Genomic DNA, 23,305 nt, shown 5'->3' on the forward strand with positions numbered 1-23,305 from the left:
ATTTAAGATAAGGGGAGGAGGCTTGACTTAGTGGAAAATTTTAGAACTAAATTGTTTCCCAGCGAGATGGATTGATTAAATCTTCATCTGTACATGCCAAATCCGGATACGAAATACTGCTAGAAAGCTCGGCGAATTTCAAGTTTTCTTCTAACTGGTTTAGATTTGTTGCGCCAATTAGTACTCGATCAATTGAGCTAGTTGAAAGTGCGAGGGCAAGGCATGTTTGTGCCGGTAACTGGCCATATTCTTCCAGCCAATTGTGCCATTTTTCCAGAATAGGTGCCCATCTATCGAATTTCCTGGGAATGGCGCTTTTGGGCATTAACAGCAAGCCTTGTAGAAAAACAGATCTTGTGTGAATTTCTATATTTAACTTTTTAAGATTTAAATCCCAGTTATTTAGCAACATTCGCCTGTCCATTATATTGAATGGGCACTGTACTAAATCGATGTCTATTTTTTCAGAGAGTTCATTAAAATTATCCGGAGAGTATATTGATACCCCTAATTTTCTGATTATCCCTTCAGATCTAATCTCTGTGAGGGCGAGGGCTATATCTTTCCCGTGTTCTCCAAGTAAATCATCTGGTTTATGAAGTAATAATGCATATATATGATCTAAATTTAAGTTGGATAGTGACTGATCAATTTGTCTTTTGACCCATGACTTTACATCTGCTTCTCTTTCCGGGATGGGGGGCAATTTACTTACGATCTGGAAGGTGCCTACGCCGGCTCTCCCCAGTACTTTTTCGCTGTCTCCATATCCTATCGCAGTATCAAGCGTGTTTACTCCCTTCTCTGAAGCGAAATCGAGCATTCTCTCAACTTCACTAAAGGGTACTTTCCCTGATGTGTTGGATATCCCGTAGGGCATGCCAAACTGTACTGTGCCCAGTGCAATGCGATTTCTCTGAGGCCTTGCGTTCATTATGACAATGCCGAAGCTAATCTACTAGCTATAAACTGTAGCTCATGGTCTTTCAGTTTTGGGTAAATAGGAAGGGTCATTGCTTCCAAATAATACTTTTCTGCTGCAGGAAAATCGCCGGATTTGAACCCGAGCTTGCGATAATAGGGGTGAAAATGAACTGGTATGTAATGTACATTTACTCCAACACCATGCTGACGCATTCTTTTGAAGACCTCGTTTCTGTTCGTCTGAGAAAATTTGTCATCAATGCGTACGGTGTATAAATGATAAGATGAATTATCAGCGTATTCGAAAAGTGAAATTGGAAGGCTTTTTAATAATATATCATAATTCTTGGCAATATCTCTCCTTCGATTTATGTAGCTATCAAGTCTTTCAATTTGACTGCTGCCGAGAGCTGCCTGGATGTCATTCATCCGATAATTAAATCCCAAGGTTATTTGCTCATAATACCAGTCCCCCTGTGGTATTTCTTCCATTTGCTTGGGATCCCGAGTAATGCCATGGCTACGAAGAAGTCTTAGGCGCTCTGCCAGTTTCCCGCTATTTGTTAGGGCCGCTCCACCTTCGGCTGTCGTTATAATCTTGACAGGATGGAAGCTGAAGATGGTTATGTCACTGTACCGACAGTCTCCGACTGATGTGTTCATGTACTGAGCACCCACTGCGTGAGATGCGTCTTCGATCACACTAAAGCCGAACCGCTTCCCTAAAGCGTGAATAGTTCTCATTTCGCAAGGGCGGCCTGCCAAATGAACGGGCATAACAATTTTGGGTAGGGTCCCGGTTTTTTCCGCGAGCAACAGTTTTTTCTCAAGTGCGAGAACGCAAATATTGCCGGTGTCCGGATCTATATCGACAAAATCAACTCTTGCCCCGCAATAAAGGGCGCAATTTGCGGAAGCGGCAAAAGTAATAGGCGTTGTCCATAAATAGTCACCCGGTCCCAAACCAAGAGCTAGGCAAGAAATATGGAGCGCAGAGGTCGCGCTGTTAACCGCTATCGCGTGTTTAACCCCTGTATAAGTTATCAGTTTATTTTCAAAGTGAGGTACCTGAGGACCTTGAGTCAGAAAATCTGATTGTAGAACGCCTACGACAGCATCTATGTCCTCTGAGGTAATATCTTGTCGACCATAAGGTATCATTAGATATTCCCGATCTTTTCTCTGTTATCGGTAATCCATTTTCTCAAATAATCTATGCTCATTCGTTCTGGATTGCTATCAGATGAATATATGAAATCTGATTCTACTTTTTTTCCATTTCTAATTCGCATTGGATCGGTGTCCCACCCGTGTATAGCAGGAAGAATTTTGTAGTAGTCATTGTATTCGTAAGTGTAGAGAACATCCTCAACGCCAATCATTTGCTCATGTAGTTTTTCACCGGGCCTGATGCCGATAATTTCATGTTTTGCTTGAGGGGCAACGGCTGTCGCTATTTCAGTAATGCTCATTGATGGTATTTTTTTTACGTATATTTCTCCTCCAACCATATCGTTAAATGCGTGCCATACCAGTTCTACCCCTTGCTCCAAAGTAATCATGAAGCGCGTCATTCTGGGGTCAGTGATCGGCAGTGTGCCTTTGTCGACCAGGCTTGCAAAGAAAGGTATTACCGATCCACGTGAGCCCATAACGTTTCCATAGCGAACCACACCAAAGCGAGCATCACCGCCTCCAGAATAAGCATTTCCGGCAACAAAAAGTTTGTCTGAGGCAAGTTTTGTTGCTCCGTATAAGTTGGCGGGAGCGCTTGCCTTGTCTGTCGATAAGGCTACAACGCGCTTTACTCCCCGGTCTATGCTGGCATCAATTAAGTTCATCGCTCCAATAATATTGGTCTTTACGCACTCAAACGGGTTGTACTCTGCGGTTGGTACAATTTTTGTCGCTGCTGCATGTACGACAAAGTCAATTCCGTCTAGGGCACGAATCAGTCGGTCCTTGTCGCGAATGTCACCAATAAAAAAACGGACCCTGTCATCATCACCATATATTTTGGCCATTTCCCATTGCTTCATTTCATCGCGAGAAAAGATAACCAATCTACGTGGATTATATTTGGCAAGAGTCATTGGTACAAATGTATGACCAAAGGATCCTGTACCGCCGGTAATGAGAATCGAGGAATTTTTAAGCATGTTTTCTTTGCATCATTGCGTTGTTTCTAAATCTTGGTATCGGATTTTTCGACATGTCCCATTTGGTTGCATAGATATGATAAAATCGCAATTTCTTAGAGTTGTTGTGCGGTGGGCAATGATCAAGATGGTTATCCCGTTTCCCAAATTCTCTATTGCATCCATAACAGCACGCTCTGTTACGCTATCGAGAGCGCTTGTTGCTTCATCAAGAATAATTGTGTCGGCTTTCTTATAGAGTGCTCTTGCGATGCCAACGCGTTGTCTTTGGCCTCCTGATAGACGAACTCCTCTTTCTCCAACAACTGTTGAGTATTGACGAGGCAGGGCTTCTATTACAGATGCAATTTGCGCCTTTTTTGCCGCTTCCCTGACGCGATTCATATCAATTTTGTCTTGAGGTGTGCCAAATGCGATGTTTTCCGCTATGGTGGTGTCAGACAAAAATATGCTTTGAGGTACATGGGCAAGCCGAGATTGCCAGCTCCGAAAGTTCTCTTGGGTGATTGCCTGGTCGTCGATGAATATTTCGCCTTCTGTCGGGCTCAGGAGCGCCATTATGAGATCTATCAGAGTGCTTTTCCCGGCTCCGGTTTCTCCAATAAAGCCAACTTTGCTGCCTTTAGGGATGTTGATGTTGATGCCTCTTACGGCCCATAAATTATTATTGCCGTATTGGAAACCGACATTTTCGAGCAAAATTCTTTTGTCGAACTTGATCGTAGTGGAATGAGAGTGATCTGCGTATTCGGGAATGGGTTGATTAAGTAGGGCCAATGCATCTCGGAGTGACGCTTCGGCCCCTACTATCGTTGCATAAGCATTGTAAACTTGTTGCAGGAGCGGCAATAATCGTTGAGCTCCAAGCGCAAGAGCTCCTAATACCGGGAGGGCATCCGAGATGCCGCCGGATTGGCTTTGAGTCATACTTGCAGCAAGGGTGGCGATTACGATCATGCCGAGCATTTCCATGAAGTATCGGGGGCTTGTGCTGGCGAATGTATTCCTTGCTTGCGCCAATCTTAGTGGTCGATCAGCGTTTCTATATACATCGCAGTAAGCATCTTGCGTGCCGTCAATGAGTACATCACGGATTCCGCCTAGGCCTTCTTGTAGCGCTTGAATTACTCGGGTTGACTCGCGAGCAATGCATTCACTGTTTTCGCGAAGGTGGCGCTTAAATGTAAAGGCCACCGCTACATATATTGCACCTATGGATGCGCCTGAAGTTATTGCTATAATCGGGTCTATTGCTATTAATGTGACAAATATTCCAGTCAATATAGACATCGAACTTATGAGATTGAGGAAAGGTGTCAGTATTGAGGAAATAAGCATTGCTATCTTTCCCGTGATACCGTTGATTATTTCACTGCTATTTCTGGATACATGAACAATATATGGCTGATACATTGTCCTTCTGTATACATCGATGCTTAAATCTGCTCCAACAGAGAATGAGAATCGTGTCGATGCATATAGAAGTAATATTCTAAATATACCGGCAACTACGGCAAATATACAGAAAACTATTGTGAGAGGGACGATTATTTGTTTCGGATGTTGCAGATCAAGAGCTGAAATAATTGGCTGTGATAATGGATGTGAGAAAACTTTCTCCGGATTTACCAAAGCGCTAATGAAAGGAACAACTGCGCCGATGCTGAACATCTCTGCTACTGATCCTAATGCAATCATGACAAGAAGAAGAAGAAATTGAATTTTTCTTCTTCTTGTCATGTGTTTCCACAGGTTCGTGATAAGTGAAGTAAATGAATTTAAGTTCATTTTCCGCCTGTGGTTTATTGTTCGTAATTTATTGAATTCTCTAGATTAATTTTTTAACTTATTCATGATAGTTCATGTTTCTATATCCATGTTTCTTTATTAACTCATCTCTTTCGGCCGATTTTAAATCTTCTGATACCATCTCTGATACTAATTCTTCAAAAGAGATCTTTGGTTCCCAATTTAACTTTTCTTTTGCTTTAGTCGCGTCCCCAAGTAATGTTTCTACTTCTGTTGGGCGAAAATAAGATGGATCAACGGATACAATGCATTTTCCTGAAGAATCAAAACCTTTTTCGTTAATCCCTTCTCCTTTCCAATTAATTTCGATGCCTAGTTTTTTCGAGGCAGTGTTAATAAAATCTCTAACGCTATACTGGACGCCGGTAGCAATTACAAAGTCCTCGGGAGATTTTTGCTGCATCATCATCCATTGCATTTCCACGTAATCCTTTGCATGCCCCCAGTCTCGTTTAGCGTCAAGGTTTCCTAAATATAGGCAGTCTTGCAGGCCAAGTTTTATCCTAGCTAGTCCACGCGTGATTTTTCTTGTCACAAAGGTTTCGCCGCGAATTGGGCTCTCATGGTTAAATAGAATGCCGTTACATGCAAAAATGCCATGCGCTTCTCTATAGTTTACTACAATCCAGTATCCATATAGTTTTGCCACAGCATAAGGGCTTCGTGGATAAAATGGAGTTGTTTCTTTCTGTGGTGTTTCTTGTACCAAGCCATATAGTTCAGATGTGCTGGCTTGATAAAACTTTGTCTTTTTCTCTAAGCCTAATATGCGAATGGCTTCAAGGATTCTCAGTACTCCTAGTGCGTCCGAATTTGCAGTATATTCAGGCTCTTCGAAGCTGACGGCGACATGGCTTTGTGCGGCTAAGTTGTATATCTCATCGGGCTGTGTCTGTTTGATGATGCGAATTAGGCTGGAACTATCGGTTAAATCGCCATGATGGAGAAAGAATCTCACATCAGTTTCGTGCCTGTCTTTGTATAAATGATCTATGCGATCCGTGTTGAACAGGCTGGTTCGGCGTTTGATGCCGTGAACTATGTAACCTTTCTCTAGTAAAAGCTCTGCAAGGTAGGCACCATCTTGGCCCGTGATACCTGTGATAAGGGCTACTTTGGTTGATGCTGTCATTTTATATTTCCTTGTGGCCTTCATTCGAGATTGTATGCAAAAAGTCTTCGTAAGCGTTTTTTATACCAGATTCAAATTCGAAAGCTGGTTTCCAGCCGAGAGATTTGAGTAGCGAGCTGTCCAGCAATTTTCGGGGAGTGCCGTCGGGCATTTTTTTGTCGAAGACAATTTCACCTTTGAAGTCTACGATATTGCCTATTATGTGAGCTAGTTCACGAATTGTTATTTCAAAACCGCTACCTGCATTGATATGGCTAAGTGAAGCTACGCGAGTATATTTCTCAAGGTTCATGACGTGAATGCATGCGGAAGCCATGTCATCGACGTGAAGAAATTCTCTTAGCGGGCTGCCGGTGCCCCAAACCGTAACAGTCGGCGATTTCTCCGCTTTGGCTTGATGAAACCGTCGTATTAGGGCGGGGATTACATGCGAATTTGTTGGGTGGTAGTTGTCGCCAGGGCCATACAAGTTTGTCGGCATAATGCTTCTATATTCAATGCCGTGGCTGTCTCCATATTGTCGATTGTAGCTTTCGCAAAGTTTAATACCAGCGATCTTTGCGATAGCGTATGGCTCGTTAGTTGCTTCAAGCGGGCCAGTCAATAATGAGCTCTCTGGGATCGGTTGAGGTGCATGTTTGGGGTATATGCAACTTGATCCAAGAAAGAGCAGCTTTTTGACGCCGCTTTGAAAAGCTGCGTCAATGACATTCGATTGAATCATTAAGTTGTCATATATGAAGTCGGCTGGATATGTATTGTTTGCATGAATTCCCCCAACCTTTGCTGCTGCGATATATACGTGTGTTGGCTTTTCTTTTTTAAAGAATTCCTGGACTTTTTTTTGATCTTTAAGATCTAGTTCCGAGTGTGATCTCGTAATTATCACGTTCTTCCGGTTCTTGGTCGATAATTTGCGAAGAATGGCAGCGCCAACCATTCCGTTGTGGCCTGCGATGTAAATTCTGTTCGGTTCAGCCATTTAATTCCTCGGATTTTCTAACATTTTCTGGAAGTTCCAAGAGCTTTCGCACATTTCCTCTAGGCTTCGCTTGGGGTGCCAGCCAAGATGGGTTTTTGCTTTTTCAGTTGCAGCGTAGCATTCTGCTACGTCGCCGGGGCGGCGAGCTAGGAATCGATGGGGAATTGTTTTTCCGCACGCTATTTCAAAACAATTCAGTAATTCTAAAACGCTGTAGCCCCTCCCGGTTCCCAGATTGAAGGTGTGAAAGCTTGCTTGCGCTGCGAGGAAGTCGAGCGCTGCAATATGCCCCTCTGCTAAGTCCATTATGTGAATGTAATCTCTGACCCCGGTGCCGTCCGTGGTGTTATAATCATTCCCGTATATGTTCAGTTCCGGGCGCATTCCTGCGGCAACTTGTGCGAGGTATGGCATTAAATTTTGTGGGGTGCCATTTGGCTCGTCACCTATTATGCCGCTTTCGTGGGACCCAACGGGATTGAAGTAGCGTAGGCAAGCTATACGCCAATCTGGGTTTGAATGTGCTGTGTCCCGAAGGATTTCTTCAATATGTAGTTTACTTCGGCCATAGGGATTTATTGCGGCAGTGGGGTGGGCTTCGTCTAGGGGGAGGTATTGTGGGGCCCCATAAACGGTGGCGCTGCTGCTGAATACGAGGCTTTTAACATTTGCTAAATTCATAGCTTGAAGAAGACTTATAGTCCCGCTCACATTGTTGTCGTAGTATTCGATTGGGAATTCAGTCGAGTTACTGACGGATTTCAATCCGGCCAAGTGTATGACGTGATTTATTTTATTTTCTTTTATAGTTTTATATACAAGATTTGTATCCCTTACATCTCCAGCAATAAAATTTATTGGATTTTTAGATATTTTTTTCAAATTATGAATTGTTTTCATTTTGCTATTTGATAAATTATCGATTATGGTTGTGTTTTTGAATTCATCCATTAAAACAGAGCATATATGACTCCCTATGTATCCGGTGCCGCCGGTAATTAATACATTCATTCTGGAGTCCCTTTTGTTTGAAGTGCTACTTTCTGAAAATATATTTTCAAATTCATTTAGGTGACTTCGGTTTTCAGATACTTGTATCGTCACACTTTTGATGAATATTGGTATTCATTCTTTTGGAATGAAAGCTCTAGATTGAACGAATTTTTTTAAGTTTTTCTGAGACTAATTTTGCTTTCCCAATCGTGCCTTTTAACGGTCGGCGCGAATCTGATCCAGTGTTTTGATTGGTGTCAGGGCCTGCGGATCAACCTGCACCTCTATAATCGCCGGTTTTCCCGAATTCATGGCACGTTCAAAAGCCGGGCCGAAATCTTCGGTTTTGGTGACGGTTTCGCCATGCCCGCCAAAGGCAACAGCGTAGGCCGCAAAATCCGGGTTGTGCAATTGGGTACCGGAAACGCGACCGGGATAATTGCGTTCCTGATGCATGCGGATGGTGCCGAACATACCGTTATTGACCACGATTACGATGATGTTCGCACCATACTGAACTGCTGTTGCGAATTCCTGGCCGTGCATCAAAAAGCATCCGTCACCGGCAAGGCAGATCGACGGCCGGTCCGGATGGGTCAGCTTGGCGGCCACAGATGCAGGAAGGCCATATCCCATCGAGCCCGAAGTCGGTGCAAGTTCGGTACGATATTTGCCATACCGGAAGAATCGATGCAGGAAGGCGGCATAGTTGCCGGCCCCGTTGGTCACAATGGCGTCTTCGGGCAGGATTTCGCGAAGCTTTGCGACAACATGCGCCATCTTTACATCGCCTGGCGTATCAAGCGGCGTCGAGAATTTCAGATATGAAGCGTGGGCCGTTTCAATCTGTTCTTCCCGTCCACTTCCATCCACCGGTTCCATCATGGTAATCGCACGGATGAATGATCGTTGGGATGCATTGATTGCGATATCAGGACGATAAACACGACCCAGTTCATCCGGGCCAGCATAAACATGGATCAGTTTCTGTTTCGGGCAGGGAATTTCAAGCAGGCTGTAACCGCTACTGGTCATTTCCCCCATGCGCGATCCGACAAGGATCACAAGGTCGCTTTCGCGAATGAATTTCGCCAGTTCCGGATTGATCCCGATGCCGACATCGCCAATGAAATGGCTGTGCGTGTTTGGGATATAGTCCTGACAGCGGAAACTGGTGGCGATCGCAACATTGTTTCGTTTTGCAAACGATTTAAGGTTTTCAGTGGTTTCTGCGGTCCAACCACCACCACCAACGATCATGATCGGCCGCTTTGCATCTGCCAGTGCGCCACGGAAACGGGCGACGTCTTCTGGGGCGGTTTTGGCTTCGATCGGGACATAGGGTTTGGCATTGGCAACCTCGGCTGCCGATGACAGCATGTCTTCCGGAAGGGCAAGCACGACCGGTCCGGGGCGACCGGAGGTCGCGATATGATAGGCGTGGCTGATATATTCAGGGATGCGGTTGATGTCATCGATCTGGGCGACCCACTTGCAAAGCGGTTCGAACATCTTACGATAGTCGACTTCCTGGAATGCTTCACGGTCGACCATGTCCCGTCCGATTTGCCCGACGAGAAGGATCATCGGGGTGCTGTCCTGATGGGCGACATGCACACCTGCTGATGCATTGGTGGCACCTGGTCCGCGGGTGACCATGCAAATGCCGGGCTTTCCGGTCAGTTTTCCGTGTGCCTCGGCCATGATGGCGGCACCACCTTCCTGACGGCAGATGATTGGTTCGATATCGGGATGGTCGACCAGACCGTCCAGAACGGCCAGATAGCTTTCACCGGGAACAAGATAAACCCGTTCGCAGCCGTGAAGAGCAAGTTGATCGACCAGTATGCGTCCGCCGTGACGCATTTCCGCAGTATTAGACATTCGGGGCTCCATGAAGATGGCGCATTGTCATGGTGGGGCGCTTTTGCGCGTGGCTGGATTTCAGCATGGTTAAACCTGCCCGTAAAGATGTGCGGAACGCCAAAACAAGGTTTTTTTTGGCAATTATTGCAATCTTTCCAGATAGGATGAACCACAGATAAGAATTATGGGGTGATTTTAAGCTGCCGGGGCTTGTTTCCATCATGTCTTAATGCGAACGTAGGTTGCCTATTTAAAGGCGAGCATAAAAGCGAGTAGGGGGAGGATCGCAACCGACAGCAGTGTCGCAACCAGCATTGTTGTTGCCGTTCGTTCCCGCGCGATTTCGTAGCTTGACGCCATCAGAACAGAGTTCACTCCCGGGGGCAGTGCGGCAATCATGATCGCGGGTGCCAGTGTACGGAGCGGCAAATGCAATGCAGTACCAATCAGGAATACAAGTCCTGGCATCATGCAAACCTTTGCAATTGCACCGGTTATACTGGTGCCCAGATTTCCGCGCAATTTTTGTCCGTAGATTCTTGCACCGATCAGCATCAGTGCAATAGGTGGCATCGCAGCTTTGAGCATGCCGAAGAATGTCAACGCGACCGTTGGCAGGACGACACCCGATGCGGCAACAACAATGCCGCAGATAATGGCTATGATGATTGGATTACATATCTGCGCGCGCAGGGTTTTACCAAGAATGGTTGCCGGGTTGCCAGTTCTGTTGCGGCTCCATTCGAGAAGCAGGATGGTTGAAGTCAAAAGGCTGACGGCATGAATGCACAATATGGTTGCCAGTACGAGCAACCCCTCATGCCCGAACAGGATATCGACAACCGGAATGCCGAGCATGCCGATATTGGAAAATATCGCGCCAAAGGCCAGAACAATGGCTTCGGGTGTGCTGTTTTTTCGGCCTGTTTTCAACAAAACAAAAACGGAAATCGCGGTGATGACAACAGCACCGTAATAGGCGATCCATATTGATAAATTGAATAGCTCTGAAACCCTGTTTGCCGAGATTGTCAGGAACAATGTTGCCGGGATCAGCGTCCAGAACGTCATCTTGGTCAGCCCGTCAATTGCGGTAGCCCCGATCAAACCGATTTTGGCGAGAGCAAATCCCGCTGCTACCAGCAGAAAAATGGGTCCGAGCTGATCAATAAGGTTCAGCAGCATTGTGTTTCCTGATCTGGGCTTTTTGAAATCCGGGGCGAAAAAATGCCACCCGCCCCGGGAGGAGGATGAGGAAGGTGGCAAGTTCGGCAATCAATAGATCAGGTTTTTGGTGTCTTTGGTACGCGGATGACCATGAAGTAGAAAAAGATAACCGTTAGAACGAGGAAGAAAAGACTGTCCGGGCTGGTCAGGAATGTTAAGGGGTTTCCGTCGTTTAAGGACAGCGCCCGTCTCAGATACTGTTCAAGATCCGGCCCCAGAATAAAGCCCAGCAGCAAGGTGACGGTGGGGTAATTCTGTTTGCGCAGGAAAAATGCCAGAATCCCGAAAACAAGTGCCAGCATCATCTGGAATGGTGAATAGGTCGCAACGTAGCTTCCGACCAATGCGACAACTGCGATGCACGAATAAAGCAGTGCCTTGCGGATCGAGACGATTTTAACGAAGTACGGACCCAGCAAATACAGTGTCAGCGGGATAAGGATCAATGCACTGATCAGAAGCGACGCAAACATCGGCGCAATGAGATCAAGCTGCGTATCCAGAAGCCGTGGTCCTGGCTGAAGGCCGTTGATAATCAAAACTCCCAGCACGATTGCCGTTGTCGGGTCGCCCGGAATACCGAACATCAACATCGGCACAAACGCCCCGCCGCACATGGAATTGTTCGCGGTTTCAGCCGCGGCAATGCCTTCGCGCGAACCCTTGCCATATTCCCCGGGCTTTTTGGATTTGCGCATGGCTTCGGCATAGGAGACAAAGGCTGCCATTGATCCGCCGGCACCCGGAAGGATGCCGATAAAGTATCCGATCAATGCGCTTTTCAGATATGTGAAAAACCCGATTTCGCGGATTTCATGCCAGCTCGGTAAGAAGTCTTTTCGACGGATAGGCGACAGATTGCGGGTATCGGCATCAATTGTCAGAGGATCGCGGCTTTGCTGCGCCTGATACAGGATCTCGCTTATGGCAAAGGTGCCGATGATCAGAGGCATCATGTCGATGCCCTCGACCAGCGTTTCCGTGCCAAAGTTAAATCGTGCAATCGGCTGCATGACATCAATGCCGATCGTGGCGATCATAATGCCCAGCAGGGTGGCAATCGTTCCTTTGGCAATTGCATCGCGCTGGGAAATCACGATCACAACCAAGGCAAACAGGATAAGAGAAAACTTGCCCGGGGTTTGGATCAGAAGCGAAACCTTGGCAGCAACCGGTGTCAGCGCAATCAAAAGCAATGCACCAACAACACCGCCGATCATTGATCCAAGAGCGGCATGACCAAGTGCATTTGCACCTTGGCCCTTTTTCATCAAGGCATAACCCTCGATCGAGGTCATCATCGATGATGGTGCGCCAGGGATGTTGATCGTCGTTGCCGTGATCGAGCCTGCATACATGCCCGACATGAAGATCGACGCGCACATGACAAGTGCGGGAACAACATCAAGGCTGTAGGTGATCGGTAATAGCAGGGCGATGGCAAGAACCGATGTCAGACCGGGTACAGCGCCAAAGAACGTCCCGATCAAAAAGCCGATGACCATATAGGCCAATACTTCGGGCGAGGCGAGGGCGCTAAATCCGCCCAGAATTTCCAGAATGAAATTCATGGCAATAGGCCCTCCAGCATGGGCAATCGTACCTGGAAAATCACGGCAAACAGAACATAGAACACAGCAGTGATGATTGCCGAATATGCGATACGGCGGATTTGGCCGGTATTCTCTAGCTTGAAGAAAAACAGCAACGCATAGACGTAAAGAAAGGTCGACAGCGGGTAGCCCAGCGTTTTGAAAACCGCGATATAGATCGCGGTGGCAAGGACGATTTTGATGGCGGCCGCAAGGGATGGTTTGTCTTCTTCTGTCACTTCATCGCCTGCTGCGTCATCGGTTGGGGCTGGTGCGCGCAGGATGTCGCGAAAAACAAAGCCAAGTGCAACATACATCAGGATCGATGCAAGAACCGGAACGAACGACGGACCGACAAGCCCCTCATCAAATTGAGGGGTGATTTGTAGTGCCGTTGCAAGATAGACGGTCGTGATGATCAGAAGGAAAAGAGGCAGAACAAGGTTGCCTTTTTTCGCAGCAAAACTGGAAGATGACATTCAGGTGATCTCCGTTCCGGCGGTGGGCGACCAAAAATGACCGGGTGGCACCGGTTATTGGATGCCACTCGGCCGGTTTTGGGAGTTACTTCTTGATGACGCCTTGGTCGACCAGTGCCTGCATCTGATCAAACAGGGTTTTCTGGGTTTCCTCGGCCCATGCGGTTACTTCGTCTGTACCCAACCAGTTCGGTGAAACGCCGACTTTTGAAACCCATTCCTGGAATTCGTCACTTTCAAGGGCGGCCTTGTAGTTCGCTTCGACCTTTGCAATGACGTCATCCGGCGTATCTGCCGGTGCTGCCAGAACAATGAAGCTGCCGATCTGAAGATCGACACCCTCTTCCTTGGCAGTCGGCACATCCGGGAAGGTCGGGTTGCGGTTGTCCGAGAATTCAACAAGCCCGCGAACATCGCCACCTTCGATCAAGGCCGAAAAGTCACCCATGCTGGTCGCGACAACGTCGACTTCATCAGATAGAATGGCTTCTTTCTGGGGGGCGGCACCACCCGGATAGGCGATCAGTTTGAATTCCGTACCGGTCAGCTGCTGGAATTGCAGCATCGCCAGATGCAGTCGCGATCCCGTATTCTGGATGCCGATTTTGATCTGTCCCGGATTTTCCTTCGCCGCGGCAACAAGGTCATCAACGGATTTATAGGGCGAGTCCGCATCGACGATGATCGCATCAGGTTCGCTGGTGACGCGCGCAATCAGCTTCAGCTTATCAAGTTTGTAGGTCGGCAGAAGTCCCTGCCAGGGAACGGTGACGACGCTGTCATAGGTCAGTGCACCAAGGGTGTAGCCGTCCGGGCGCGCTTTCATGACCTGCATGATGCCGGTTGCACTGATGCCGCCTTCTATATTTTCGGCATAGATTGATTGACCGATATCCTTCTCGGCAATTGTGCCAAGTTTGCGGACAATGCCATCCGTTCCTCCGCCGGCACCCCATGGGATGATCATCCGGATATCCTTGGTGGGGTAATCAGCGGCGAATGACTGGCTTGCAAAGCCGATGGACAGAGCAAGAGTCGCACCGGCGACTTTAAGAAATGATTTCATGTGTTTCCTCCGTGATCGTTTTTTGCCCTTACAGAAGGGCAATTGATTTGTGTCGGGCGGCGGCGGTTATTGCTTCTTCTTGCCGGCGTGATGGCGATTTTTAATTCGTCATATTTATTATTATTTTTAAATCAATCATCATATATATGGTTGTCAGACAAATATAAGGTTGTGGTAACTTTTATTTTGATGAGATGCCTTGTTTAGGGCGATTTTATCTAGATTTTATCGAGCGCAAAAAAACATGTGCTCGATGATTGAACTCTAGAAAATAGGAGCTGTAATGTAAATAACATAATATGAATTTTTAGGGTCGGTGATTTTTGAGGTCTTTCGCTGTCTCTGATAGTCAATCCGTCACGAACTCATCATATGAAATCTGGAAGGTGTTTTCAGGTATTGAAAAGCCCGAGCGCGAAAATGTCTGCCACGGCTCCATGCCTGCTGATCACACATCACAAAGGCCGGACGAGCCTTCCGCTAAAAATACCGTTCAGTGATGTGAATAATATCACCAGGCAATACAATGCTTTGCTCGCTGGCCTGAATCTCGACACGATTATCGTCGCGGCCACGCATGATAATGATGTCATCCTGATCGGCGCGATAAGTGTAACCGCCACCAAGCGCGACGGCATTCAATACGTTCATTCCTGAAGCATATCCGTACTCACCGGGCTCATTGACTTCGCCAATAATATAGACTGGGCGGAAATGAATAACATCAATAGATACAACGGGATGGCGTAGATAATCGTCTGCTAGGGCATTGGCGATGGTTTTCTGTGCGGCTTGTGGCGTGAGGTCGCGCAACTTAACTGTCCCGATCAAGGGCAGCGTGACAGATCCGTCCGCACCAACCGAGAAATCACCTGAAAGAGATTCCTCGTCGAAAACCGTGATGCGCAGCTTATCGCCGCTATCAATCGTGTAGATGGTCTGGGCATGAACGCCACTTGAAGCCGCGAAAAAAAGGATTGCAGTCAGAATTATGCTTTTCATGACATCACATTTTCAGCCGAAGCGTCAGCAAAGCACGATTACGGCGGTAATCGTGGCCCGTTTCGTTTGATCGGCGCTGGTCATATCGCCAAGAACCATCAATATCCGTAGAACGGTTCAGTTCATAACGCACCCCCGCGCCAAACCGCGTTATTCTGTCAGTACGTCCTGCACCCTCAAACCGATCCCGCTGATAACCGCCGTTAACCCGGAAATGTAACCATCGGCGCAGTTCGTGTTCGATACCAGCATCGAAGCTTTCGCCGATAATCCCGCTGGCACCGGTAACGGTGGTTTCATCAATTTCGCGTTTGGCGCGGAAATCCAACGCAGTCATGCGTGTAATATTCCATGTTGCTGCAGCCCGAAGTGAAAATCCCTCGTTGTTTTGTAAACGGTAATCCTCATAAATTTGCGACATCCATCCAGCCCCGATATCAGCTTTAATCAGGTCGGTCAGGTCAAATGTCATGCCACCCAGCAACCGGTAACCGTTTGAATTGCGAAAAATACCCTGATCGTCGGGGGTACTTTCATATTCTCGTTGGTTCAAGGTGGTTTCGCCATAAGCTTCGCGGCCTAGTCCCAGTTGATACGAAGCCCGCATGACCAGCCGCAATTCAAGCCGATCCCGATCATCATTATTGGCAATGTCACCATTGGTGAGTGGTATATCGTCAAAATCAAGCTGTCGAACGGCCATAGCGGCACGGTAGTGGACATCGCCGGCAAAATAGCGAACGGCAATCTCGGTATTTTTCTCGTCATAGGTGACGGGTTCGCTGGCACCGGTCGGAATATCGTCACCGCCGCGATCTTCGTGACCCTTGGCGATACGGAAATCGCCATCAACGGCAAATGCCGGGCCGATATCAAATCCGGCGGAAACACCAACTTCCCCATCCAGATAATCATCTTCGTCTGATTTGGTATAAAATCCCGCATTACCAAGAGCTTCAAGTCGCAAGCGGGCCCGTTGCCAATTTGACTGCAAGGTTAAAGCAGGTGCGACACGGCTGATGGTGTCGGACTTCTGGTAGCTATCGGACAGAAAAATATTATCGTTGAATTCCTCGGTCACCGATAGCGCCGGCATCAAATCAAAAAGGCCAAGCTGAATTGCCGCATCACGTCTGCCCTTTTGTGCCGGTTCGGACTTGGCGAAAGCCATAGGACTGAAACTGCTGACTAACAGAAGGCTGCAACACAGTGAAACAGTCTTAAAGCCGACTTTTTTCATCCGGCACGACATGAAGACAGCGTTTCAATGGACGTACGCTTAGGGCCATTCACCCAGCACCATGGACGCGAGACTGTGTAGATCAGAATAACTATGTCGGATGCCACAGATTGTTGGCTGATATAGAGCAGATCACAGTCAAGGCGACTTTTCAGATCAGAACTGGAGCGGATTGGGCCACGCCAACCATTAATCTGCGCGAGACCTGTGATGCCGGGTTGCACCTGATGGCGTGCATCATAAAGCGTAAAGTGACTGGCGAAATTTTGATTGTCAGCCGGTGTGTGCGGGCGCGGGCCGACAAGCGACATATCACCGCGGATGATGTTGAAAAGTTGTGGTAGCTCGTCCAGGCCCCAGCGCCGAAGGAAATTTCGAAATTTTGTTGGTGGCAAAGGTGTGTCGTCAGGGGACACCGAGCCGCAAAGAGTGCAGAACTTATATATGTTAAATGGCCTGCCCATATGGCCGGTGCGGACCTGCTTGAAAAATATGGGGCCGCGGTGATCCCATTTCAGGGCGATGGAAATCACAAGTAGTACAGGCAAAGCTGCGATCAGCAAAGTTGCGGCAACTGAAAGATCAAAGAGCCGTTTCTGTATCGGAGTTTGGCCGTTTAAGCCGGATGTTCGCGAGTTCCACCCTGAAAGCCTCGTTTGCATTTTCTGTTCCCCGCCCGGAATGTGCAGGAAAAGATTAGCGAATTAATCGTAAGGCGCCAACGCTTTATAACTAAAGGTTGTTTAAGCGATTTTGACGATATCGCTCGAACCATTTTGCCATAATCGGTGCCAGCAATACGATTTCGAAAATGCGGACGATATGATGGAATGCAACAAAGCTTGGTTCGACATTCAACGCCAGCGCGATCAGGGACATTTCCGCAACGCCGCCCGGTGCAAAGGCAAGCAGGACTGCGATATAATCCAGATCCAGCCAGTCTGAAACAAACCACGCCACACCACCAGTAAAGGCAAGAATCAGTACTGTGGCGAAAATCGAATAACCTGCAAGGCGCGCGAGGAAGGAAAGTTTGACACCGGCAAAGCGGCTGCCGATGGCGGAACCAAGGATCAGAAGGCTTCCGGCCAGAAGCCATGCCGGCAGATTGCCTTCGACAACACCGGTCACATGCAAAGCCATGCTTGCCATCATGGCTCCGGTCATTTCGGCCGCAGGAACGCCAATTTTGCGGAAGATCAGTACTGTTGTGATTGCACAAAACGCAGTGATCAATCCTTCGGACAATGTCATCTGGATGGCATTGCTGTCGCCATGTCCGTTGGCGACGACACCCGTGATCAGAAGCACGATTGCGGGGGCCGACATCACCAGAAGCAAAACACGCAAACCCTGTGTCAGGGCAATTTCCTGTTCATTGCCGCCTGCTGCAGCGCCCAGAACCACCATCGGCGTCAAACCGCCCGGGGTTGCTGAAAACAGGGCCGTTGCGGGATCAAGTTTTGCGACTTTGCTGTAAAACCATGTGACAACAAGGGTGATGATGGGAACATAAAGCAGAACGGCGATCATACTGATTGGCCATCGTGCGGCCTGATCAAGGGTATCGGGGGTGAACGATGCGCCCAGAAATACACCGATCACACCCAGAATAACGGAGCGAAATCGCATCGGGATACCCATGCGGACACGCAGCAGGCTGGCGACAAATGTCGCCAGCATTGGCCCCATCATCCAGGCCAGGGGCATATTGATGCTGTGTGCGATCAACCCGCCAACAAGCCCGATGCCAAGCGCAACAAACAGGTTTTTGAAAAATTTCGGGGTGAGGCTGCCGGAAAGGCGGTTGATCCAACTGTCGTTTGCGGGCCTTTCCGGCGGGCTGCTCATTATGCGTCGGCCTTATTCTTGTTAATCTGATCAAGGAAGCCGTCAATCGCGTCACGCAGCCGGGCAGCTTCCGTGTTCAGGGTGTTTGTTGCCCGCGACACATTTTCCGATCCACTGTGAACGCGGGCGGTTTCCGTATCCAGTGCGCCAACGGCATCGGCGACGGTTCGCATGCCACCATTGGCATCATGAATGCTGGCTGAAATGCCGTTGGTTGATGCCTGCTGTTCTTCTACCGCCGCCGCAATGGCCGCGGCCGACTGGTCAACCTCGCCGATAACGTTGGCAACCGATTCAAGGGCGCTGACCACATTGTCCGTCAGACCGCGGATTTCTTCGACCTGTGCCGAAATATCCTCGGTCGCGCGGGCAGTTTGCGAAGCAAGGTTTTTAACCTCGCCTGCGACAACGGCAAAGCCTTTGCCTGCGTCACCGGCACGTGCCGCCTCGATCGTGGCATTAAGTGCCAGAAGGTTGGTCTGATTGGCAATGTCTTCGATCAGGGTAACGATATCGCCAATTCGCTGAGTGGCTTCGGTCAGTTGCTCGAAAAGGGCGCGGGAATGTTCGCTTTCATTGCGGGCGCGTCCGGCAACCTCGGCTGATCGCTGGGCCTGTTGGCCAATTTCACCGATGGCTTCTGACAGGCTGGCGGTGGTTTGTGAAACGGCTTCGATATGGTGGAGCACGGTTTCGGAATGGTGGTTGGCATCGGCGGCACGTGCTGTCGCTGATGTCGCGATTTGCTCCATATCGTTTGCGGACCCGTTAAGCGACCCGAATTCACGGTCAAAGCCGCCAAGGGCCTCCTGCACGGCGCGCTGGAAATTATCGGTTGCCGTAACCAGTTCAAGCTGGCGTTCGCGTTCGATCTTACGGACCCGTTCGCGTTCGTGGCGCAGGGTTTCGGCTTCTTTTGACTGGTCGCGCAGCACTGTTACCGACCGTGCCACGACACCAATTTCATCGCGGCGTTGAACACCGCGGATTTCGATATCAAGATCGCCCTTGGAAATCTGTTCGATCAATTGTGCAAGATCCGTCATCGGGCGCGAAATACGCCGCGAAACAAATACCGATACGATTGCCGCGATAAGGATCACGACAATTGCGACAATCACGAAAACCTTCTGAAGTGTCTCGGCCTGTGCCTGGGCATTGCCAAATGATGTCGTGGCAACCTCCTGAGACTGCACGAGAATTTTTTGCAACGGTATTTGCAAAGCACGGAATGATTCATCGGCACGCGCAATAACCTCAAGCGCGCCATAGACATTCATCTCGCTTTCGATCAGAAACTGATCGACTTCTGCCATATAGGTGTCATAGGCGGTGGTGAATTCATCACCGCCTACTTCTGCCAGACGTTCGGCAAGCGGGGCCAGTTCAGTAGACAGATTACCGGCCTTTTCGCGAAGTTCGGGAACGGCTGCGGCGTTAATGCCGTTTGAGTCCCACGTTAGAATTCGAAACAGCGTCCCGTGTGCCTCATTTAATGCATCACTGAGTGTCAGCGCATCGGAACGACGTTCATAAGCTTCGACGCGAAGGTTGTTCAGCGTTTCCTTCTCGCTTTCCAAGGTTAGAACCGTTGCGATACCCATCGCAATGATCACGGCCATAAGAAAAACAGGAACCAAAAGTGTTTTGGGACCGATTGCCAGATTATCAAGAAAACGCATCGCTTCTGGATCCTTCGCGTCGAAGATTCTTGGTCTTACATTTCGCCGTCATTCGGAACGGCTTTGCGTTTGCGCAGCCATTGACGTGTGTTTCCGACAAGCGGAGCAAGCAGGAAGGCAATGCTGATCAGCAGGATAACCAGTGTGATCGGACGTTCCCAAAGGAAGGAAATCGAACCGTCGCTGATCATCAATGCGCGACGCAGGTTTTCTTCCATCATCTCGCCAAGGATGAAGCCCAGCAGCATTGGTGCCATCGGATAGTTCAAAAGACGCAGACCAATTGCGATTGCCGCGGCCAGAACCATCAGGTGAATATCCATGGTGTTAAACGTCACCAGATAAACACCGATCAGCGAAAAGAACAGGACGAACGGAACCAGCAACTGCTGGGGCAGTGCCAGCAAACGCGAGATGTAAGGGATCAGCGGCAGGTTCAGGACCAGAAGGACGATGTTGCCGATATACATCGAAATGATGACCGACCAGAACACGTCAGGCTGTTCGACAAACAGACGGGGACCCGGCTGAACACCATAGGAAATCAGTGCACCCATCATGACAGCAGTGGTACCCGAACCCGGGATACCAAGCGTCAGAAGCGGCACGAACGAGCCCGAGCAAGCTGCGTTGTTTGCGGTTTCTGGTGCCGTCAGGCCACGGATCGAACCCTTGCCGAACTGAAGTTTTTCCTTGGCACTTGCAAGGTTCCGTTCAAGACCATAGGCGAGGAACGATGCAATCGTTGCGCCTGCACCTGGCAGAACGCCGGTAAAGAATCCAAGTACCGAGGAACGCGCAATGACAGGGGTCATTGTTTTGACCTCGTCTTTCGAGAGCTTCATCGATCCGAGATTCTTCAGTGCTTTCTGTTCGTCACTGCGTGTGTCTTTGGTAGGGCGCAGAATCTGCAAAAGGGCTTCGGACAGGGCAAATGTCGACATGGCGAGTAACAGGAAGCTGATACCGTCAACAAGATCCATGCTGCCAAAGGTAAAGCGCGCAACGCCGGCAGCCGGGTCGGTCCCGATTGTCGACAGCATGATGCCAAACAGCGTCATGGTGATCGCCTTAAGAACCTGTCCCTTTCCGGCAAAGGCCGAGACGGCAGTCAGGCCCAGAACCATCAGTGCAAAGTAATCAGCCGACTGGAAGGACAGCGAAACCGAAGCCAGTGCCGGTGCGGCAACCAGAAGGAAGATGGCAGCGATCGTCCCGCCCGAGAAAGAGGAATAAGCGGCAATGGCAAGTGCTTTACCAGCCTTTCCTTGCTGTGCCATCGGATAGCCGTCAAAAGCTGTGGCGACAGTTCCGGCAACACCCGGTGCGTTAATCAGGATCGATGAGGTCGAGCCACCAAAGATTGCACCGTAATACACACCGGCCATCAGAATCAGGCCGGTCGACGGATCAAATCCGTAGGTGATCGGGATCATCAGCGCAATGGCCGTGATCGGACCGAGGCCGGGCAACATACCGATAAACGTACCGGCAAAGCAGCCGACAACAACCATCAGAAGGTTGATCGGCATAATAGCGGTCGTCAGACCGGAGAAAATTCCTTCAAGCATTTCTTTCGCCCTAGCCCAGCATTTCGAAGATGTCGCCCGGCGCCAGATAAATCCCCATCAACTGGGACAGCAGGAACCAGAATACGAAGACGACAGGTACGGCTGCACCGATCAGAACCTTGATGCGGCGTTCGCCAAGAACGGCAAACCCGCCCATCAGGAAGATGGTGGTCGAGATCAGGAAGCCGAGATAGCGAATGGTCAGGCCATAGAAGATCATCAGTGCGGCAAGCATGATGACCGGTTTCCATTTCATGCCACGGAACGCGGCAAGGAGGCTGCCGGCCTCTCGATTGGCCGGCAGTACCAGTTGTGCGAAGGAAACCACGCCCATCACCCATGCTATGGCATTTGGGAGGGTCCGGGCATTGAACGGGGCATCTTCGTCACCGAACAAAAGCGGGATATCGCCGACATAATAGCCATAGATCAGCGCGAGACACAGAAAGAGCATTGCGCCGAATTTGTCACGATTGATGGACATGGCGTGGTTTCCTTTAGAGATCTTTTTTATTGCTGTTCGGAAAGGCTTATTTCAGGAAGCCAAGTTCACGCATCAGGTCGCCGACCATTTTCTCCTGGTTTTCCATGAAGGAGGAGAATTCAGCGCGCGGCTTGTAGAACTTTTCCCAGCCGTTACGTTTACGAACAGTTTCCCATTCTTCGGTCGCCTGCAGGTCCTTCAGCAGTTTGGCATAGGCATCTGCCTTTTCAGCCGAAAGAGCCGGGGAACCGAAATAGCCGCGCCAGTTGACGAATTCTGCGTCAATGCCGAGCTCACCCAGTGACGGGACGTCCGGAGCAGCTTCGATACGGTCGGTCGAGGTGACGGCGAGGATACGAATCTGACCTGCTTTGTGCAGTTCAAGCAGTTCGCCAAGGCCGGTTGAAATGACTTCGGTTTCACCCGACAGAAGACCGGCAATCGCTTTCCCGCCCGCATCGTAGGGAATGTATTTTACCTGTTTGGCATCGCCGCCGCCTTTCTGGACAGCATATGCAGCAACGATATGGTCCATACCACCACGAACCGAGCCGCCACCGAATTTCACTGAGTTCGGATCAGCTTTGATCGCTTCGACAACATCGGTGAAGGATTTGTAGGGGCTGTCGGCTGGAACACCGAAGGCAGCGTATTCCGCGACAACACCGGCAATCGGGGTCAGGTCACGGAAAGACTGCGGGAATACGCCGGTCAGTGAACGGACGATAATCGGGGTCGAGTTGACCATCAGGGTGTTGTCGAGGCGATCAGCTGCTTCGATCATGTATGCAATGGCTTTACCGCCGCCGCCGCCCGAAAGGTTTTCGTAGGACGCGGTGCCAACCAGACCAGCTTTGGTCAGGGCTTCACCGGTACCGCGTGCGGTGCTGTCCCAGCCACCGCCGGCACCACCCGGAACGATGAAGTGAATATCGTTAAATTCCTGTGCTTTGGCATCAAAGGCACCAAAAGCAGCAGTTGAAACGGCAACAGCGGTGGCCGCTGCCAGGAATCCGCGACGCGAAAACATCGTCAGCTTCTTCATTGTGTTGTCTCCTCCAGACACAAAAACCTTCCTGAGCCGCCGAACGGCGGCAGGCCGATCAATTCAGGACAAGGCATCTGCAATGAAGGTCTGGCTGCGCTTGCATTCCGGCGACATGCCGGTACCCCATGACAACAAACAGCTGAAGGCCTCCCTTGCCGATGATCCTTTTTGATTATCCTTAAGCCAGACCAAACGATC

General features: G+C 49.3%; 20 protein-coding genes. All 20 read right to left on the minus strand.

Translation table 11 applies throughout. The features are described from left to right. Window positions 1-46 precede the first annotated feature (46 nt). Entirely contained in the window at window positions 47-934 is an 888-nt protein-coding gene (locus tag AUP42_RS07130; protein ID WP_062950248.1) for an aldo/keto reductase, read from the minus strand. Continuing rightward, a complete protein-coding gene (pseC, locus tag AUP42_RS07135; RefSeq protein WP_062950250.1) occupies window positions 934-2,085 on the minus strand; it encodes a UDP-4-amino-4,6-dideoxy-N-acetyl-beta-L-altrosamine transaminase in 1,152 nt (383 codons plus the stop codon). Before pseC ends, AUP42_RS07130 begins: the two co-directional genes overlap by 1 nt. Then, on the minus strand, window positions 2,085-3,083 hold the full coding sequence (gene pseB, locus AUP42_RS07140; RefSeq protein ID WP_062950252.1) for a UDP-N-acetylglucosamine 4,6-dehydratase (inverting): 999 nt from the start codon (window positions 3,081-3,083) through the stop codon (window positions 2,085-2,087). Before pseB ends, pseC begins: the two co-directional genes overlap by 1 nt. 12 nt (window positions 3,084-3,095) lie before the next feature. Next, window positions 3,096-4,823: an ABC transporter ATP-binding protein gene (locus tag AUP42_RS07145; RefSeq protein ID WP_197468252.1), complete on the minus strand. Its 1,728-nt coding sequence runs from the start codon at window positions 4,821-4,823 to the stop codon at window positions 3,096-3,098. Between the two features lie 106 nt (window positions 4,824-4,929). Further along, a complete protein-coding gene (gene gmd / locus AUP42_RS07150) occupies window positions 4,930-6,024 on the minus strand; it encodes a GDP-mannose 4,6-dehydratase (RefSeq protein ID WP_062950255.1) in 1,095 nt (364 codons plus the stop codon). Between the two features lies 1 nt (window position 6,025). Next, entirely contained in the window at window positions 6,026-7,006 is a 981-nt protein-coding gene (locus AUP42_RS07155; RefSeq protein WP_062950256.1) for a GDP-L-fucose synthase family protein, read from the minus strand. Then, a complete protein-coding gene (gene galE / locus AUP42_RS07160) occupies window positions 7,007-8,017 on the minus strand; it encodes a UDP-glucose 4-epimerase GalE (protein ID WP_062950257.1) in 1,011 nt (336 codons plus the stop codon). A 198-nt stretch (window positions 8,018-8,215) separates the two neighbouring features. Beyond that, a complete protein-coding gene (locus tag AUP42_RS07165; protein WP_062950258.1) occupies window positions 8,216-9,883 on the minus strand; it encodes a thiamine pyrophosphate-binding protein in 1,668 nt (555 codons plus the stop codon). Window positions 9,884-10,111: 228 nt separating this feature from the next. Next, entirely contained in the window at window positions 10,112-11,050 is a 939-nt protein-coding gene (locus AUP42_RS07170) for an AEC family transporter (RefSeq protein WP_062950260.1), read from the minus strand. 98 nt (window positions 11,051-11,148) lie between these two features. Beyond that, window positions 11,149-12,663, minus strand: coding sequence for a tripartite tricarboxylate transporter permease (locus tag AUP42_RS07175; protein WP_062950262.1), 1,515 nt, complete (start codon window positions 12,661-12,663; stop codon window positions 11,149-11,151). Beyond that, window positions 12,660-13,163, minus strand: coding sequence for a tripartite tricarboxylate transporter TctB family protein (locus tag AUP42_RS07180; RefSeq protein ID WP_062950264.1), 504 nt, complete (start codon window positions 13,161-13,163; stop codon window positions 12,660-12,662). Before AUP42_RS07180 ends, AUP42_RS07175 begins: the two co-directional genes overlap by 4 nt. Window positions 13,164-13,248: 85 nt before the next feature. Continuing rightward, a complete protein-coding gene (locus tag AUP42_RS07185; protein WP_062950266.1) occupies window positions 13,249-14,229 on the minus strand; it encodes a Bug family tripartite tricarboxylate transporter substrate binding protein in 981 nt (326 codons plus the stop codon). A gap of 480 nt (window positions 14,230-14,709) precedes the next feature. Continuing rightward, window positions 14,710-15,231: a polysaccharide biosynthesis/export family protein gene (locus tag AUP42_RS07190; protein ID WP_062950268.1), complete on the minus strand. Its 522-nt coding sequence runs from the start codon at window positions 15,229-15,231 to the stop codon at window positions 14,710-14,712. A 4-nt stretch (window positions 15,232-15,235) separates the two neighbouring features. Further along, a complete protein-coding gene (locus tag AUP42_RS07195) occupies window positions 15,236-16,402 on the minus strand; it encodes an outer membrane beta-barrel protein (protein ID WP_062950270.1) in 1,167 nt (388 codons plus the stop codon). A gap of 65 nt (window positions 16,403-16,467) precedes the next feature. Then, on the minus strand, window positions 16,468-17,133 hold the full coding sequence (locus AUP42_RS21175) for a sugar transferase (protein ID WP_082824690.1): 666 nt from the start codon (window positions 17,131-17,133) through the stop codon (window positions 16,468-16,470). Window positions 17,134-17,203: 70 nt separating this feature from the next. Further along, window positions 17,204-18,322: an AbrB family transcriptional regulator gene (locus AUP42_RS07205; RefSeq protein WP_062950274.1), complete on the minus strand. Its 1,119-nt coding sequence runs from the start codon at window positions 18,320-18,322 to the stop codon at window positions 17,204-17,206. Beyond that, window positions 18,322-20,004: a methyl-accepting chemotaxis protein gene (locus AUP42_RS07210; RefSeq protein WP_062950276.1), complete on the minus strand. Its 1,683-nt coding sequence runs from the start codon at window positions 20,002-20,004 to the stop codon at window positions 18,322-18,324. Before AUP42_RS07210 ends, AUP42_RS07205 begins: the two co-directional genes overlap by 1 nt. A 35-nt stretch (window positions 20,005-20,039) precedes the next feature. Further along, on the minus strand, window positions 20,040-21,575 hold the full coding sequence (locus AUP42_RS07215) for a tripartite tricarboxylate transporter permease (protein WP_062950279.1): 1,536 nt from the start codon (window positions 21,573-21,575) through the stop codon (window positions 20,040-20,042). 10 nt (window positions 21,576-21,585) lie between these two features. Further along, window positions 21,586-22,059, minus strand: coding sequence for a tripartite tricarboxylate transporter TctB family protein (locus AUP42_RS07220; protein ID WP_062950281.1), 474 nt, complete (start codon window positions 22,057-22,059; stop codon window positions 21,586-21,588). Between the two features lie 46 nt (window positions 22,060-22,105). Next, window positions 22,106-23,104, minus strand: a complete 999-nt coding sequence (locus AUP42_RS07225; RefSeq protein ID WP_062950283.1) for a tripartite tricarboxylate transporter substrate binding protein — start codon at window positions 23,102-23,104, stop codon at window positions 22,106-22,108. Window positions 23,105-23,305 lie beyond the last annotated feature (201 nt).

It is taken from the genome of Thalassospira lucentensis (assembly GCF_001613805.1).
Classification (GTDB): domain Bacteria; phylum Pseudomonadota; class Alphaproteobacteria; order Rhodospirillales; family Thalassospiraceae; genus Thalassospira; species Thalassospira lucentensis_A.